General features: G+C 45.0%; 9 protein-coding genes and 1 pseudogene. 9 read left to right on the top strand and 1 reads right to left on the bottom strand.

Features of this window, described 5'->3' with window-relative positions; translation table 11 throughout:
* The first annotated feature begins 13 nt into the window (after positions 1–13).
* From E4663_RS12040 to E4663_RS12005, 8 genes are all read left to right on the top strand, one after another.
* Positions 14–2452 (top strand): glycogen/starch/alpha-glucan phosphorylase, encoded by a 2439-nt coding sequence (locus tag E4663_RS12040; protein ID WP_135327863.1) that lies wholly within the window; start codon positions 14–16, stop codon positions 2450–2452.
* Between the two features lie 19 nt (positions 2453–2471).
* The gene (locus tag E4663_RS12035; protein ID WP_079477661.1) at positions 2472–4391 is read left to right on the top strand and encodes a glycoside hydrolase family 13 protein; all 1920 of its coding nucleotides are present in this window, start codon (positions 2472–2474) and stop codon (positions 4389–4391) included.
* Between the two features lie 386 nt (positions 4392–4777).
* Positions 4778–6127 carry an FAD-binding oxidoreductase gene (locus tag E4663_RS12030; RefSeq protein WP_241657188.1) on the top strand — a complete coding sequence of 450 codons (1350 nt, stop codon included), beginning with the start codon at positions 4778–4780 and terminating at the stop codon, positions 6125–6127.
* A 162-nt stretch (positions 6128–6289) separates the two neighbouring features.
* The gene (locus E4663_RS12025) at positions 6290–7126 is read left to right on the top strand and encodes a YihY/virulence factor BrkB family protein (RefSeq protein ID WP_079477663.1); all 837 of its coding nucleotides are present in this window, start codon (positions 6290–6292) and stop codon (positions 7124–7126) included.
* Positions 7127–7437: 311 nt separating this feature from the next.
* A complete protein-coding gene (gene gltB, locus E4663_RS12020) occupies positions 7438–12018 on the top strand; it encodes a glutamate synthase large subunit (protein WP_135327792.1) in 4581 nt (1526 codons plus the stop codon).
* A gap of 20 nt (positions 12019–12038) precedes the next feature.
* Entirely contained in the window at positions 12039–13526 is a 1488-nt protein-coding gene (locus E4663_RS12015; protein WP_079477665.1) for a glutamate synthase subunit beta, read from the top strand.
* Positions 13527–13591: 65 nt separating this feature from the next.
* The gene (locus tag E4663_RS12010) at positions 13592–14404 is read left to right on the top strand and encodes a hypothetical protein (protein WP_135327791.1); all 813 of its coding nucleotides are present in this window, start codon (positions 13592–13594) and stop codon (positions 14402–14404) included.
* Between the two features lie 31 nt (positions 14405–14435).
* Positions 14436–15791: a dipeptidase gene (locus E4663_RS12005; protein WP_135327790.1), complete on the top strand. Its 1356-nt coding sequence runs from the start codon at positions 14436–14438 to the stop codon at positions 15789–15791.
* A gap of 319 nt (positions 15792–16110) precedes the next feature.
* Here the strand turns inward: E4663_RS12005 and E4663_RS12000 are convergent.
* Positions 16111–16899 (bottom strand): annotated as a pseudogene (locus E4663_RS12000) (nuclease-related domain-containing protein); the annotation flags it as partial.
* Between the two features lie 241 nt (positions 16900–17140).
* Between E4663_RS12000 and E4663_RS11995 the strand changes: the two are divergent.
* On the top strand, positions 17141–18091 hold the full coding sequence (locus E4663_RS11995) for a hypothetical protein (protein WP_135327788.1): 951 nt from the start codon (positions 17141–17143) through the stop codon (positions 18089–18091).
* The last annotated feature ends 3 nt before the right edge of the window (positions 18092–18094 follow it).

Raw genomic sequence — 18094 nt, 5'->3', positions numbered from 1 at the left:
AAATCACATGGTGATGTTCAGTGACAAGAAGGAGTTTCAAGAGAAGTTCAAGAAGAAGCTGGAAACGCAGTTCGGTAAGACGTTGGAGACCGCTACAGAGTATGATGCATACCGGACACTCGGCTCGCTCGTACAAGACAAAATCAGCGAGAACTGGGTGAAGACCAAACGGGAGTATAGAGAGAATCAAAACAAGCAAGTGTACTATTTCTCTATGGAATTTCTGATGGGGCGTATGCTCGGTAATAACCTTCTGAATATGCAGCTTTTGCATCTCGTGAAGGAAGGGATGGAAGAGTTGGGGTTATCTTTATCTATGCTTGAGGAAAAAGAGAAGGATGCCGGTCTCGGAAATGGTGGACTTGGTCGTTTAGCTGCCTGCTTCTTAGATTCTCTCGCTTCTTTAGAATTAGCTGGACATGGTTATGGGATGCGCTATAAATATGGCATGTTCGACCAGCAAATCATTGATGGGAAACAGGTAGAACTGCCAGATGATTGGTTGAGTCAGCAGTTTTTATGGGAAGTACGCAGGCCGGAAGAAGCGTTAGAAGTTCGTTTTGGTGGACGCATCAATGCAGTAGAGAATGATGAAGGAGATCTTCATTTTGAGCATACCGGCTACGAACAAATTCGAGCAGTTCCTTACGATGTACCTGTCGTTGGATATAACAACGAAACGGTCAATACGCTAAGACTTTGGTCTGCAGAGCCTACTGTTGAAGATACCTTGAAAAAAGCAGAAATAGAGAGCCACTTTGGTCATTTTCTAGACCACAAGCGCTCCCTGGAAGCCATTTCTGAGTTTCTATATCCGGATGATTCAACAGAAGACGGGAAAAAGCTCCGCTTAAAACAGGAGTACTTCCTTGTATCGTCTGGGGTCCAATCTGTGGTTCGCTCCTTTGAACAGCTTGGGCTTCCTTGGTCCGCGTTCTCTGATAAAGTGGCAATCCACATTAACGACACCCACCCTGCTTTAGTCATACCAGAATTGATGAGAATCCTGATGGATGAGAAAGGTTTAGGATGGGAAGAAGCCTGGGATCTTACGCAGGCAACTGTTTCCTATACGAACCACACGACGCTTAGTGAAGCACTTGAATCTTGGCCGGTGGATATGGTGAGAAACTTACTTCCGCGTGTATTCATGATCATTGATGAGATTAACGAACGTTTCTGCCAAGGATTATGGAAGACATATCCTGGTGAATTCGACCGAATTGCGGATTTAGCTATTGTTGCAGATGGTCAAGTGAAGATGGCGCATTTAGCCATTGTTGGAAGTCATAGTGTAAATGGTGTTGCCAAATTACACACAGAAATCCTGAAGAAGCGGGAAATGAAGCGTTTCTACGATACATTCCCTGAACGGTTTAATAACAAGACGAATGGTATTACCCACCGTCGTTGGTTGATGCACGCAAACCCGTCCTTATCCAATCTTATAACAGAATCTATTGGTAATGAGTGGAGAGAAGATCCTAAACAGCTGAAGCGTCTCTTGGATAAGAAAGAAGACGTTGCGTTGCTGGATTCTCTGCACGATATTAAACAAGAAAACAAACGCTCTTTCTCCAATTGGGTGAAAGAAACCCAAGGTATCACCGTCGATCCTGATTCTATATATGATGTACAAATTAAACGCCTGCATGGTTACAAGCGTCAATTGATGAACGCACTTCATATTATGCATTTATATAATGAGTTAAAAGCTGACCCAACGCTTGATATCATGCCAAGGACGTTCTTCTTCGGAGCTAAGGCAGCATCAGGTTATCATTTTGCTAAGAAAGTCATTCAGTTGATCAACCGGATCGCGAATGTCGTTAATAATGATCCGGATGTGAATTCATATATTAAAGTTGTTTTCCTGCCGAACTATTCGGTATCACTTGCAGAGAAGATCATACCAGCAGCCAATGTAAGTGAACAGATTTCAACGGCAAGCAAAGAAGCGTCGGGTACAGGAAACATGAAGTTTATGATGAACGGGGCACTTACAGTAGGTACGATGGACGGAGCGAACGTGGAAATTCATGATTTCGTTGGAGATGACCACATTTATACCTTTGGATTAAGCTCTGAAGAAGTGTTGGAGTATTACCGTAATGGAGCTTATTCGTCTCGTGAAATATATGAACAGGATGAACGGGTCCGTAACACTTTGGATCAGTTGATTCACTATAGCCCGTTTTCTAAAGGGGAAACAGATTTTCAAGAGATTTATGATGCGCTCGTAACTTATAATGATGAATATTTCGTATTGAAGGACTTCGCAGATTACGTCCTCACACAGAAGAGAGTCAGTCAGGATTACCAACGTAAACGCCAGTGGAACCTGAAGAGCTTAGTGAACATCGCCCACTCAGGTGCCTTTTCAAGCGATCGAACGATCCAAGAATATGCTGGTGACATTTGGCATATTGAACGAGTTCAATCGTTAAAGTGATGTTTTAGGAGGCCTTTTCGTGAGACAAAAAGAGATGTACCATCACAGTTTCGAGGAATCCTACCGGGAGCCTTTCGGTGCAGCACCGAAGGGTTCCTCTGTTTCCTTAGCCATTGATATCCATGAACACTTTGATGTGACGCACGTCATTTTACATTATATCCTTGATCGGACAGATGAAGGTAGGGCGCTGGAAATGGACCTTTATAGTGAAGAACATCACTACAGTTCCTTTGAAGCAACACTTCATCTGCCGGAAGAGCCACAACTCGTATGGTATTACTTCGAAGTGATCTGTAGCGACCGCTCCCTTTTTTATGGACGTCATAACATTTTTGAGAGTGGAGAAGGGCGAGTCTATGATCACATTCCACCTTCATGGCAGATCACGGTCTACGACCCGGAGTATGGAACGCCGGAATGGTGGAAAAATGCAACGATGTATCAAATTTTTCCGGACCGCTTCTATAGCGCGGGGGAAATCGATTCATCGCAAGCACCGAAGTCGAGCTTGCTCCATGCTCATTGGGAAAATGACCCGATCTATATCCGGAATGAACGTGGGGAAGTAATCCGTTGGGACTTCTTCGGAGGTAATCTGAAAGGTATTACGGAGAAACTGGATTATATCGCCTCGCTTGGAGTTACGGTCATCTACTTGAACCCAATCTTCGAAGCGGAAAGTAACCACCGTTATGATACGGGAGATTACCATAAAGTCGATCCACTTCTCGGGACGAAAGAAGATTTAGAAACGCTCATTAAAGAAGCGAAAAAGAAGAAAATTGAAATCATGCTTGATGGAGTCTTCAGCCATACCGGAAGTAACAGTATTTACTTCAACAGAGAAGGGCAATACGAATCACTTGGGGCCTACCAGTCCAAAGAGTCTACTTACTACCCGTGGTACACGTTCCATAACTACCCAGATGATTATGATGCTTGGTGGGGAGTAGGGACATTGCCAACACTGAACAAAGAAAACCAAGATTATCAGAACTTTCTTGTACACAATAAAGATAGTGTAATCAAAACGTGGCAAAAGTCTGGTATAAACCATTGGCGTCTCGATGTCGCGGATGAACTGACAGATGATTTGATCAGCCAGATATACCGTCAGTTGAAGAAGCATGATAAATCCAGTGTGTTGCTCGGTGAGGTATGGGAAGATGCTTCGAATAAGACGGCGTATGGGAAACGACGTGACTACTTCTTAGGTGGAGTACTAGATTCTGTCATGAACTACCCGCTACGAAGAGTAATGCTGGACTTTATAAAAGGAGACATTGATGCACGCTACGTCCACCGCCGCCTCACTACGATTGCGGAACATTATCCTAGGGAATATTTCTACGCTTTGATGAATATGCTCTCAAGCCATGACGTCGAACGTATTGAAACGATGCTCGTGGAATTTCTTCCTAATGATTGGTCGGAGGAAACTAAGCAAGAGCAAGTGATCAGGCAAATCAAAGCGCTGAGCTTGTGGCTATATGCCTTTCCTGGAATACCTTCCTTGTATTACGGGGATGAAGCTGGAGTAACTGGTGGAGCTGACCCTGATAATCGCAAGCCGTACCCTTGGGGAAGAGAGAACGAGGAGCTCCTAAAATGGTACCGTAATATAGGGGAGTGGAGAAACACACATGCGGCAATGCGCACAGGTAACTGGACGTCACTTGAGTTGCATGAAGATGTGTACGGATTTGAACGTTGGATGATGAATGGAATGGATGCTTTCGGACAAAAAGCATCGGATGAACGGTTGATTTATTTGTTTAACCGTAATTTGGAGCAAAAACATCATGTAACGTTGCAAGTGAAAAAAGGAAAGTGGCAGAACCTTGAGAATAAGAAGCGTATCTTCCGGGCGAGAAATGGAGAGTTGAAGTTAGAACTCAAGCCTGGCGAATGTTTTTTATTGCGATTTATGAATTAACAAAAAAGGACTTGATCTATAGTGATCAGGTCCTTTTTTTGTTCCAAGTAATTCATCTCGGTTCTTAACATTGTAGAGAGGTGGTGATAGAGAAGCACTTCACGTTCTACTAGTGTGCGCTATGTACGTCCATTAAGAAGTATATAATTATTATCAACTCTTATATACCATTTCATGATTCGAGTCACCTATTCCTATATTCAGACTATAGATTATGAGATAAAAATTCACAAATGTTTAAAATCAACTTTAATTACAACTTGTTTAATTTGTTTGGTATGTGTATTATAGTTACTAAGTCCTATCAAATGGACTTTAAATACATAAGTGGTAATTAATTTATTTAAAAGGGGCGGGAATTATTGTTTGAATCTTTACAATCAAAAATGAATGGAAGCGTGATTTTGCCAGAACATCCTAACTATGAGGAATCACGGGCAATCTTTAATGCTGCCATCAAGAAACAGCCTTCGGCAATCGCGATATGCAAGGATGAATTAGATGTAGCAGAATCTGTTCAATTCGCTAATGTACATGGATTAGAGATCTCCATACGTGGTGGTGGCCACCATATTAGTGGAACCTCCTTGACGGAAGGCGGATTATTGATTGATTTGTCTGCCATGAAGCAAGTAGCAGTAGACGAAACTACCAAGGTTGCAAAAGTTGGAGGCGGCGCCTTGCTTTCTGATGTGGATTCAGAGACGCAGAAGTATGGACTTGCAGTACCGACGGGCACGGTATCGGAGACTGGTATCGGAGGATTGGCATTGTCTGGTGGACTCGGCTACTTGAGAGGTAAGTACGGGCTTTCCTGTGATAATATTCTAGCTGCTCAGGTAGTCACAGCTCATGGTGAAATTGTTCGTGCCAGTGCAGATGAACATGCTGATTTGTATTGGGCGATCCGCGGAGGTGGTGGCAACTTCGGTGTAGTAACCCAGTTTGAGTTCCAACTGTTCGAGGTTGGCCCGGAAGTTCTGGCGCTTGATGTTATGTATGACCTTCAAGATGCCGACAGTATTTATCGTCAACTAGACGAGTTTCAAAAAACGGCACCAGATGAAATCAGTTTGAACGTAACAGTGATGGATCTCCCGCCGTTACCAGATTTACCGGAATTTCTTCACTTCAAGCCAGTCCTGATACTTTCTGGAATGTATGAGGGAGAAGTTGATCATGGAGAAGAGGTCATTAAGCCACTACGCGAAATGGCAACACCAATTGTTGACCAGTCTGGGGTAGTCGCTTATACCGATTTACAGACGAAACTCGATGCAATGGTTCCTCAACAGGCGAACTTCAAAGGATCTTCACTGTTTTTCCAAGATCTATCCCCTGAAAGTTGGCAGGAGATTCTAGCGGAGAAAGAGAAGGCACCTGGACACCTTATGCTTCAGCTATGGGAGGTTCACGGGCAGATGAACCGCGTTCCGGCAGACGAGACGGCGTTTGCCACCCGCGATGCCCGCTATGCACTGCTCCTCGACATTATGTATGAAGATGAGAACGAAGAAGCCTGCCAAGAATGGATTAACGGCTTCTATCATCGATTCGCTCCTATATCTTACAACGGCGCAGCCTATTTAAATGGCATTGATCCGGATTCTGAGATCATTCAAAACAGCTATGCTGCTAACTATAAGCGCTTGGTTGAAATAAAGGAGAAGTACGACCCGGAGAACGTATTCCAAAGAAACCATAACATTCAGAGAGCTTCTGTCCACAGCGACTAAACAGAAGCTTGTAATCCTAACAGGCCTACACTCACAGGGAGTGTAGGCCTGTTTAATGAAAAAATTGTAAGAATGAAAGAATTCAATTTGCTTCTTTATGCTTAAATAGAAGCTGAAAAGGGGATAGAAAACTAGAAACATGCCTAGGGGGGAATGACTATTGTGAATAAAATAAAGGATTATGCTAAAGAAGTATTTGCTGAATTTCAGAAAGACAATATACCTTTACTCGGAGCGGCGCAAGCTTATTATTATCTTCTGGCCATAGTTCCCATGCTCATTCTGCTATTATCTATCCTTCCGTACTTAAATATTGAAGCGGAAGCTGCTATTAGTGCCATGGGGAATGTGTTGCCTCAAGGAACAGCAGAGGTCTTCCGGGAAAATATTATTAATATCGTAGAAAAACCTAAAGGTGGTCTACTTACTATAGGGATCTTAGGTACCATATGGTCAGCATCAAGCGGAATAAATGCCTTCATTCAATCGGCGAATCTTGCCTATCATGTGGAAGAGACGCGTTCATTCATTAAGGTGCGTCTCTTATCGATTGCTTTGACGATTGGAATGATTATAGCCATTGTAGTGGCGCTGGCACTTCCGGTGTTTGGAGATGTCATCATTGAATTCATTAACCGCGCTGTAAACCTCCCTTCTGAGACTATTATTTTGTTCCAATTATTACGTTGGGTGATCAGTGTTCTAGTGATGGGAGCTATTTTACTATCGCTCTATCGATTTGCACCGAACAAGTCGATCCCTTTCAAACATATCTGGCCAGGAGCGATTCTGACGGCCGTTCTGTGGCAGCTGATCTCTCTAGCTTTTTCCTTCTATGTAAGCAATTTCGGTAATTATTCCGCTACTTACGGTAGTTTAGGAGGGATTATCGTTCTCATGTTATGGTTCTTCTTGACGGGGATGATTCTTATGATCGGGGCGGAAGTGAATGTCATCCACCATCGTAAGCGAACGGAGGATAAACGAAAAACAGCTTGACTAGGGACCTTCTCTTTTTAAGGGAAGGTCTTTTGCATTTTCATTCACTTTTCTAGTTTTTTATACATAAATTTCGGTAATCTGGGTCTATTTGAGAAAAATTTTAAAAACTTAGGTCATTTTTGTTTGCGCTTACATCGTCTATATATAAGGTTTTGCTCATTTTTAGTTATCTGAAAACAACCACTAATAGCGCTCATCGTGCGTGATTCCTAGTTTTTTTCGTGATATACTAGTAAAAAACTGAAAAGACGGAATTTTTTAATTTTTGTATGCAACCTTTTATGAATAGACTGCTAGGGGGAATGATTATGCAAAAACATGGTTACCCGGTTCCTCAGGGATTGTATCATCCAGACAATGAGCACGAAGCTTGTGGAATAGGTGTACTAGCAAATATCGATGGAACAAAATCACATAGTATTGTGGAGAATGCGATCACCATTCTATGTAACTTAGAACACCGTGGAGGTCAGTCTGCTGATGTCAGTACAGGAGACGGCGCAGGTATTCTCACACAGATTCCACACCGATTCTTTCAAAACCAATGTGAAAAAGAAGATATAGAGCTTCCTGAAGAGGGGGAGTACGGTGTCGGTATGGTATTTTTACCAGAAGACCACGACACAAGAATGGAATGTAAGCGCCAATTCGAACGCATTGTCCAAGAAGAAGGACAGCAATTCTTAGGCTGGCGTACAGTCCCGATCAATGATTCCTTCGTCGGAGATGACGCGAAGAAGACGAAGCCGTTCATCCGTCAGGCTTTCATCGCTCCCTCTGACGATTTAAAAACCCAAATGGATTTAGAGCGTCGTTTATATATTATCCGCAAACGAGCGGAAGCGGAAATTTCCAATCAAGATGGGTATGATGACTTTTACATTTGCAGCTTGTCGACGTCAACGATCGTCTACAAAGGGATGTTGATTCCGGAACAGTTGGATTCTTTCTATATTGATTTGAATCACCCGGATTTCAAAACTGCCCTCGCTTTAGTGCACTCCCGTTTTAGTACGAATACCTTCCCGAGTTGGAAACGATCGCACCCGAACCGCTATACGATCCATAATGGCGAATTTAATACATTACGAGGCAACGTGAACTGGATGAGAGCAAGACAAGAGCTATGCTCATCTGAATACTTCAGCGATGAAGATTTAGAGAAACTTCTACCAGTCATTGATGACAATGGTAGTGACTCATCTATGTTCGATAACGCCTTCGAATTCTTGCACCTTTCCGGTCGTTCGTTGTCCCATACGGCTATGATGATGGTTCCAGAACCATGGTCGAACGACGAGACGATTCAGGAAGATAAGAAAAACTTCTATGAATACCATAGCTGCTTAATGGAACCGTGGGATGGTCCTGCAGCATTAGCTTATACAAACGGAAAACAAATCGGAGCTTGTCTGGATCGTAATGGTCTTAGACCTGCACGTTATTACGTAACGAAGGATGGCATGATTGTACTCGGATCCGAAGTTGGAGCCTTGGACATTTTTGCTGATGATATCTTGTATAAAGATCGCCTGCACCCAGGAAAGATGCTGCTAGTCGACCTGGAAGAAGGCAAAATCATTCCTGATGAAGAAATCAAACTGCAAATCGCTCGTGAACACCCTTATAAAGAGTGGATTGAAGAGAATAAATTCGATCTCGAAGACTTGCCGGAAGCAACAGAATCGTCCCAACCATCAGAAGATCTTGTAGAACAACAGTTGGCATTCGGTTACACAACAGAAGAGTTGAATCGTATCCTTATGCCGATGGTGACGGGGAAGAAAGACCCTGTTGGTTCGATGGGATATGACTCTCCACTTGCGGTCTTATCTAAGAAGCCGCAGTTGCTGTACAGTTACTTCAAGCAACTGTTTGCACAAGTAACCAACCCGCCGATCGATGCTATCCGTGAGAAATTGATCACGATGGTCGAGACAACGATCGGTGCAGAAGGGAACTTAGTGGATCCGAAGCCGGAGAGCTGCCGCCAAATCCGTCTGAATACGCCGATTCTGAAAGACGAAGAGTTAGAAAAGCTCCGTCAACAGACGATTGAAGGGTTTAAATCCGTGACGTTATCTGTTCTTTTTGATGCGCAGGAAAATCAACTGAAGCCTGCAATGGACCGTATTTGTGAAGAAGCGGACCAAGCGATTGAAAACGGGACGACTTTACTGATTTTGTCTGACCGTGGAGTGAATAACAATAAAGCGGCGATTCCTGCTTTGCTTGCCGTTTCTGGCCTTCACCATCACTTGATCCGCCAAGGTACAAGAACCAAAGTGAGTATCTTGATCGAATCTGGTGAAGCTCGTGAAGTACACCACTTTGCGACGCTACTTGGCTACGGGGCAGAAGGAATCAACCCGTACCTTGCATTTGAGACATTCCAAGACTTGATGAAGTCGGGAGATCTGGAAGTGGATTCCTATGAGGAAGCTGTTAATACGTATGTACAAGCAGCGACAGATGGCATTATCAAAGTGCTTTCTAAGATGGGGATTTCTACAATTCAAAGTTACCGAGGCGCTCAAATCTTTGAAGCGGTCGGTATCCATAAAGACGTTATCGATCAATACTTTACGCGTACCGCATCCCGTTTAGGCGGAATCGGATTAGATATTATTGAAAAAGAAGTGCTGATGCGTCACGAAGTAGCATTCCGTGAAAATCGTGGTGCGAATCGTACATTAGAGGCGGGAGATGACTTCCAATACCGTAAGAACGGAGAGGACCACCAGTACAACCCGCAAACGATTGCTACACTTCAGCACGCGTGCCGAAGCAACGACTATGACCTTTTCAAACAGTACTCTCAGATGCTGACAGATGAGAAGCAAAACTTGCAATCTCTAAGAGGGCTGCTGAAGTTCAAGAAACGTCCGTCCATTCCTGTAGAAGAAGTCGAGTCAATCGAAGACATCACTCGTCGCTTCAAGACAGGTGCGATGTCCTATGGTTCTATCAGTCAGGAAGCCCACGAAGCACTTGCTGTAGCGATGAACCGTATCGGCGGTCGAAGCAACTCTGGTGAAGGTGGGGAAGACCCGAACCGCTTTACTCCAGAAGAGAACGGAGACTCTAAGCGGAGTGCGATTAAACAGGTAGCATCTGGCCGCTTCGGTGTGTCTAGTCACTACCTCGTGAACGCGGATGAGATCCAAATCAAAGTTGCTCAAGGGGCGAAGCCGGGTGAAGGTGGACACCTTCCAGGTAAAAAAGTGTACCCATGGATTGCAGAGGTCCGTGGATCCACTCCAGGTGTAGAACTCATTTCACCACCACCTCACCACGATATTTACTCGATTGAGGACTTAGCAGAATTAATCTATAACTTGAAGAATGCGAACCCGAAAGCACGTGTCAGCGTGAAACTTGTTTCCGCTGTAGGTGTCGGGACGATTGCTGCTGGTGTAGCAAAAGGACGCGCTGATCTTGTCTTGATCAGTGGATATGACGGTGGAACAGGAGCTGCACCTCGTACAAGTATTAAGCATACGGGTCTACCTTGGGAAATTGGACTAGCCGAGACTCATCAAACACTCGTACTCGATCGTCTGCGTGACCGTATCGTGGTTGAAACGGACGGGAAGATGATGACAGGTAGAGACGTCGTAGTCGCATCTCTCCTAGGAGCGGAAGAATACGGATTCTCCACAGCACCCCTAGTCGTACTGGGCTGTGTCATGATGCGTGTCTGCCATCTGAATACATGTCCTGTCGGAGTTGCGACTCAAGACCCTGAGCTTCGTAAGAAATTCACAGGCGAAGCGGACCACTTAGAGAACTTCATGCGTTTCATCGCCCAAGAAGCGAGAGAGCTCATGGCAGAACTCGGATTCCGTACGATCAATGAAATGATCGGTCGTACCGATGTGTTAGAAGCTAACGACGCGGTTGATCACTGGAAAGCGAAAGGTGTTGACCTCTCCGCGTTGCTTTACCAACCAGACGTACCAGCAGATTACGGTCGCTTTGCTACGAAGAAGCAGGACCATGGCTTAGATAAGACGTTGGACGTGGAAGAGTTGGTTCCGCTATGTAAACGAGCGATAGAAACAGGAGAACCTGTGGAAAGCACAGGATCCATTCGAAATATCCATCGTGTTACAGGTACTATCCTTGGTAGCAAAATCACCAGTCGCTGGGGCGAGAAAGGTCTGCCTGAAGATACAATCAAGTTGAAATTCAAAGGATCAGCTGGCCAAAGCTTCGGTGCCTTTATTCCGAAGGGCATGACACTGCGCTTGATTGGTGATTCCAATGACTACGTCGGAAAAGGACTCTCTGGTGGAAAGATCATTGTACATCCTTCTCCGCGATCTTCCTTCAAGCCGGAAGAAAATACGATCATCGGTAACGTTGCGTTCTACGGCGCATCTTCCGGTGAAGCGTACATCAACGGACTAGCAGGTGAGCGTTTCTGCGTCCGTAACAGTGGAGCGAATGTGGTGGTAGAAGGTGTTGGAGACCACGGTTGTGAATACATGACAGGTGGTAAAGTCGTCGTGCTTGGAGGTACTGGACGTAACTTTGCTGCCGGTATGTCTGGCGGAGTCGCTTACGTATTGGATGAAAGCGGCCAGTCGTTCGAAACGAAATGTAACCAAGAGCTTGTCCACCTTCAAAAACTGACAGACAGAGAAGAAATTCAAGAGCTATATGACATGATCGATAAGCATGTTGATTATACAGAAAGCCCACTTGCGAAACGTATTCTGAATAACTGGAACGACTATGTACAGAAATTCGTCCGAGTCATTCCTCGCGACTATTTAGCGATGCAAGAGCGTATCGAGCGCTTGAAAGACAGTGGACTTGAGAAGTTTGATGCCGAAATGACGGCCTTTGAAGAGCGAAACAAACCGGTTGAAACCGTGAAATAAACATCGGGAGGAGCGATTGTATGGGAAAGTCGACTGGATTTATGGAATACGAACGTCAATCAATCAAAGAACGAGATCCGGCCCAGCGTATCAATGACTGGGAAGACTACACACTTCCCCTTTCGGATGAGGAAGTACAACAACAAGGGGCACGCTGCATGGACTGCGGCGTACCGACTTGTCATTCCGGAATGGAAATAGGTGGAGTGACGACGGGGTGTCCTGTCTATCACCTGATCCCAGAGTGGAACGACTTAGTCTACCGCGGACAATGGAAGGAAGCATTAGAGAAAGAACATGAAATGAACAACTTCCCGGAATTCACCGGTTTTGCTTGCCCGGCACCATGTGAAGGCGCATGCGTGCTAGGGATCAACGAACCGGCAGTAGCGATCCGCAGTGTCGAACGTTCGATTATTGAAAAAGGATTCGAAGAAGGTTGGGTGCAACCACAGCCACCGGAGATCCGCACAGGCAAACGAATCGCGGTAGTCGGTTCCGGTCCAGCGGGGCTTGCAGCAGCAGCTCAGTTGAACAAAGCGGGACATTCCGTAACGGTTTATGAGCGTAACGACCGTGTCGGTGGACTTTTGACATACGGCATTCCAGAAATGAAATTGCCTTATTCCGTTGTGGAGCGCCGCGTGAACATTTTGAAAGAAGAGGGCATCCGTTTCCAAACGAACACAGAAGTTGGTCGTGATTATCCGATCTCCCGTCTACAGGAAGAATATGAATCTGTCATTCTTTGTGGAGGGGCAACCGTTCCTCGTAACTTAGAAGTCGATGGACGCGGTCTTAAAGGAATCCACTATGCGATGGACTTCCTGCACTCCAACACGAAGAGCTTGCTGGACTCTGACCACCAGGACGGCGATTACATCAGTGCGAAGGACAAAAACGTAATCGTAATCGGTGGAGGAGACACAGGAACGGACTGTATGGCGACTTCCATGCGTCACGAATGTAAGAGCCTTGTTCAATTCGACATCTATGATAAAAAAGGCTCCACACGTGATAACGAAGTGAACCCATGGCCACAATATCCGGTCATCCACCGTGTCGAGTACGGCCAGAAGGAAGCGGAAGAGAAATTCAACAAAGACCCTCGTGCCTATGCGGTGATGACGAAGAAATTCGTAGGCGACGAAACGGGCCGCATCAAAGAAGTGCATACGATCGATGTAGCACTCTCTTACGATGATAAAGGCAACAAAGTCCGCACCGAAATTCCAGGAACGGAAAAAGTGTGGGAGGCTGATCTTGTATTACTTGCGATCGGTTTCCAAGGACCAGAACAAGACTTGATTGAAAAAATGGGCATCGAAACGACTGTCCGCTCCAACGTAGCAGCTCAGTACGGCAAATACACTACAAATCTTGACGGTGTATTCGCTGCGGGGGACATGCGCCGCGGACAAAGCCTGATTGTATGGGCCATCAACGAAGGGCGAGAAGTTGCTCGCGAATGTGATCGATATCTAATGGGAGAAACCCAGTTACCATAACTACGAAGACTCTTTGGACATGTGCCAAGGAGTCTTTTTTCGGGTGAAGGATAAGGAGGGAGCGAATGACCAGCGAGAAGGACCTGAAGGAAGATCTGAAGCGGGTGTATTTGTTGTCCTATGCCATCAGCCAGCATGAGCAAAAAGCAAAGAAAATTACAGCAAAGGTTTTTCACAACATCATAGATGAAGAAACCCCATCCCCCGTTGCTGTCTATCAACACACCATCCGGCTGTCGGTACATCATGAAATGTATAGAGATAATCCTTCCGAGCCTTTGTGGAGACTTCCTTGGTCGTACAGGGCGGAGCTTGTCTTGCGTTATAATTGCGGATTGAGTTTGGAGGAGATCGCCTCTGTAATGAAGGAACCGGTTGTACAAATGGAAGGAATTCTAATACGTGCAGAAGAACAGCTCCTAGAACAATTAGAAGGTGCGACCGTGGAAGAGGAAATGCAACGATGGGACAGGTATTGTGATGATAAGAAAGTCTTGGAACTGACAAAGAGATTTAATAAGAAGGTTAAGGGCACTGGTCGTCGAAAGAATATATACAGTGCTATCGGAGCGTTGATCCCGCTCTTTGTTCTCGTCTCCCAGTATTTTTCAGAATACCATGTAGAAGAAGAGCCGATACACGAAGTGATCTATGAAGAATTGTTGGACGAGGGGTACACAGATATCCAGGTAGGAAGCAATAAGGAACAAAAAGAAGTGAACATACGGGTCGTGGGTTCTACCGAAACTTACAAAAGGCTGCACCACCAGTTAAAAAGAACAGCGAATAAAATTTTAGATGCCGAGTCGTACGACGATTATGAAGTGGAAGTTGAATCTGTTGCCGTTGAGTTCAAGGTCTCAGGCGTAAATGATTGAAGTGTTATACTACGATTAAGGAGGATGAGGCATGAAACAAGCAATCGAATTACATAAAGATGAGATGTTGAAGGAGTTAATAGAATTTCTGAGGATTCCAAGCATTTCCGCTCTCACCGAGCATAAAGGCGACGTGCGTACAGGAGCAAACTGGGTCGCAGAATCCTTGAAAGGCATTGGGATGGAGCACGTCGAAGTTATCGAAACCGACGGCCACCCGATTGTTTACGGAGACTGGCTTCATGCAGCAGACAAGCCGACGATTTTGATATATGGACACTATGACGTGCAGCCTGCGGACCCATTAGACCTTTGGGAAACGCCACCGTTCGATCCAGTCATCCGAGATGATAAGATTTTCGCCCGCGGAGCAACCGATGATAAGGGGCAGGTATTCCTTCATATCAAAGCAGTAGAACTATTGATGAAGGAACATGGTACCCTTCCAGTGAACGTTAAGTTCTGTATCGAAGGGGAAGAGGAAGTGGCAAGTCCGAATCTTGTTCCTTTTATCGAACAAAATGAAGAGAAACTCGCCAATGACGCCGTTGTCATCAGCGATACTTCTTTTATTGAAAAAGGCCTCCCTGCCATTTGCACTTCCTTGCGTGGTGCGCTGGCAATGGAGCTGCAAGTGAAAACGGCGAACTCCGACTTGCACTCTGGCACCTATGGCGGCGGCGTGCCGAACTCAATCCATGCCCTCGTCCAGCTTCTTGATTCCATGCGACATGAGAATGGACAAGTCGCAGTCGAAGGCTTCTACAACGGAGTCCCGGAAGTGACAGAAGCGCTGCGAGAAGAAGTCAGCAAAGTTCCTTTTGATGAAGAAAAGGTGAAAAAAGACTTAGAACTAGATGCGCTTTATGGCGAAGAAGGATTCAGCTTCAATGAACGAGTCGGTATCCGTCCAACCCTTGAAATCAACGGCATTACAGGCGGCTTCCAAGGAGAAGGGTTGAAAACCATTGTTCCAAAAGAAGCAAGTGCTAAGATCAGCTGCCGTCTCGTTGGGGAGCAGGATCCAAATAAAGTATATGACGCTATTTTGCAACACATTGAAAAACACCAACCTACAGGGACGAACGTGTCGCTTGAGAAATTCATTCAGGCGAATCCTGTAGCCATTGATTCCAGTGACGAGATGATTCAAACCGCAGCCGACGCTTACGAACATGTTTATGGCGTGCGACCGCTTTTCCCGAAAGAAGGCGGATCGATTCCGATTGTGGAAGTATTCGGTCGTGTACTTAATTCACCTGTCGTGTTGATGGGCTTCGGACTGCCATCTGAAAACTTGCATGCCCCTAACGAACATTTCCATCTGGAGAATTTCGAAAAAGGGATCGAGACGATTGCGGATTACATGGTGCGATTAGGAAAATGACTGAAGGCAGCCAGAGTGTAAGTGCTCTGGCTGCTTTTTTGTTTTGGTTACTGAGTTGGTGGTTGTAATGCGCCGAATGGGATTGCGGTTGGGAAGGAAAGGTCGAATTAGGGTCAGTAATACGCCGAACGGGATTGCGGTTGGGGAGGAAAGGTCGAATTAGGGGCAGTAATGCGCCGAATGGGATTGCGATCGAGAAGGAAAGGTCGAACTAGACACAGTAATACGCCAAAGTGGTTTGCGATCGAGAAGGAACAGTCCAATTAGTGGCTGTAACACGCCAGAGAGAGCCCAACCCGCAATAGAACATCAATAGCACTCATTCATAATAGGCTCCTAGATTTTCCCCTTTCATAGTCATGTGAGCCTTCAATACCTTCTGAACCCTTTTAGTACTTCCTATACTTCCGCACCACTCATAAACCACACGGGTTCGGGTTCTCATGTTCGGGAAAAGGATTTGAAGTTCTCTTACAGACCTCATCACGGCTTCTGAAAAAGGTTCCCTCCTACCACAACCTCTGCAAATACAAAACCTTCCTTCTGTTACCATAGGCAATGACCGACACCCCACACAACAAACCCCTTTCTTAAGAGAATCGAAATCATAGTCTGGTACATAACGGATAGGCATCTTAGTATGATGCAGCGCGCGCAGTTTATCACCGAGTTTCAGGTGACGAGGCGTCAGAGGATCCAATTTCGACATGATGGATTCAAGAAATGATTCGACTTGAGACGGATAGATGATGGGGAGGCCCATAGGAGCTTGGTACAGCATGAACGAAGGGTTTACAAAAATGACGTAGCTTTCTATTTTCATAGAATAACCGAGCTTCTTCAACAGCTGACTAAACAAGGAGTGCGATCGTTGCAATTGATGAAGTGGGTTCGTAAGTTCGGTATTGGGCATTCGGTGGAATTGCTCCTCTTGGTAAACGTGGTTTCCTTCATAATTCTTCACTTCGAACAAATAAGCTTTCGCAGAAGTCACCAAGACGGAATCGACTTGAAAAATAGAGTGATTGTGCGTCAATAAAAGGTCGTTTAATACATATTGATCGGGCTTTATCATAGGTTGGAGGAGATGGTCGAAAAGCTGCTCTCCTTGGTAGCCCTTATGAAGGTCTAGGTGGTATTTATCTTCCTATGAAGATAATCTCATTCGAGGCTTCAATGTTTCAAAGAGTAGGAGTTGTGGAGGTTTGGTTCGAGGCTTATGTTTCAAGCATCATCTTCCTTTCTTATGGCTTCCCTTTTCATTATATAAAAATGGTCACATTTGTAAAAGTTTAGAAATAAAAATGATAGAATAGCTTTATAGACAAAGAAAAGGAGTGGACACACAAATGGATCAAATTAAAACAAAGCCAAGGTCCGTGGGAGAGAGTCTGGATCAGACGTTCCGATTGGCAAAAGCCAACTTCAAGTCTTATTTCCTCATTCTCCTCTTCTTGATGGGCCCAGGCTTCCTCATTAATTACATATTTCTCTTCATGGGCGGTGCTGGTTTATTAACAGGTGATAAAAGCACAACCTTAATCGCTAGTCTTAATTCCGATACACAGGCGGCGGGTGTAGAACAGTTTGTTTTAGATAATTTGGGAAGCAATATGCATTTACTGTTTCTCGTTCTGACGACGCTCGTGAGTTTTGTGCTTATTCCGATGGCTCATGCTTCTGTCTTAGTCGGTACGATCCGTTCCATGAAGCAAGAGTCGTGGACTGTTTCGGAAGTCATTAAGCTTGCCTTCTCAAGATTTTGGCCTTTGATTGGAAGTACGCTGTTGTTCGGTGTCATCGTTTTTGCCTTTTTCTTCGTTACTTTCATCATTATTTTCTTTGCTGGGTTCAGTACGTTTTCTGGAGGGAACGGGCTAGCTGCGATTATTATCTCGATTATTTTCTTCTTGGCGTTTCTAGTGGCGGCTGCCTTCTTCGCCATTAAGCTGAGCATGTTCTTTGCGGCGACCACTTTTGAAAAATTAGCACCTGGCTTTGCAAAGAGCTGGAAACTGACGAAGGGACGCTTCTGGGCGACGTTCGGTTTCTTTGCGGTAATTCTAATTATCAACTTCCTTGTCTCTGTCCTATTCGAAGGAGTTGCCTCGCTGTTACTTGGAACGAGTGTACTGTCCACGGTACTTATGAACCTCGGAACGATTGTGACGACCTTGTTCTTAATGGTAGGGTATGCCGTCATATATGCAGACTTAAGAACGCGTAATGAAGCGAGTGATTTGAAGGATATGATTTCTGACTACAAATCTGATGATTCAACAGTGTCTACGGAACAGTGATTC

This window comes from Halobacillus salinus (genome assembly GCF_004684905.1).
Classification (GTDB): Bacteria; Bacillota; Bacilli; order Bacillales; family Halobacillaceae; genus Halobacillus; species Halobacillus salinus.
This window is presented reverse-complemented; position numbering and strand designations above follow the sequence as displayed.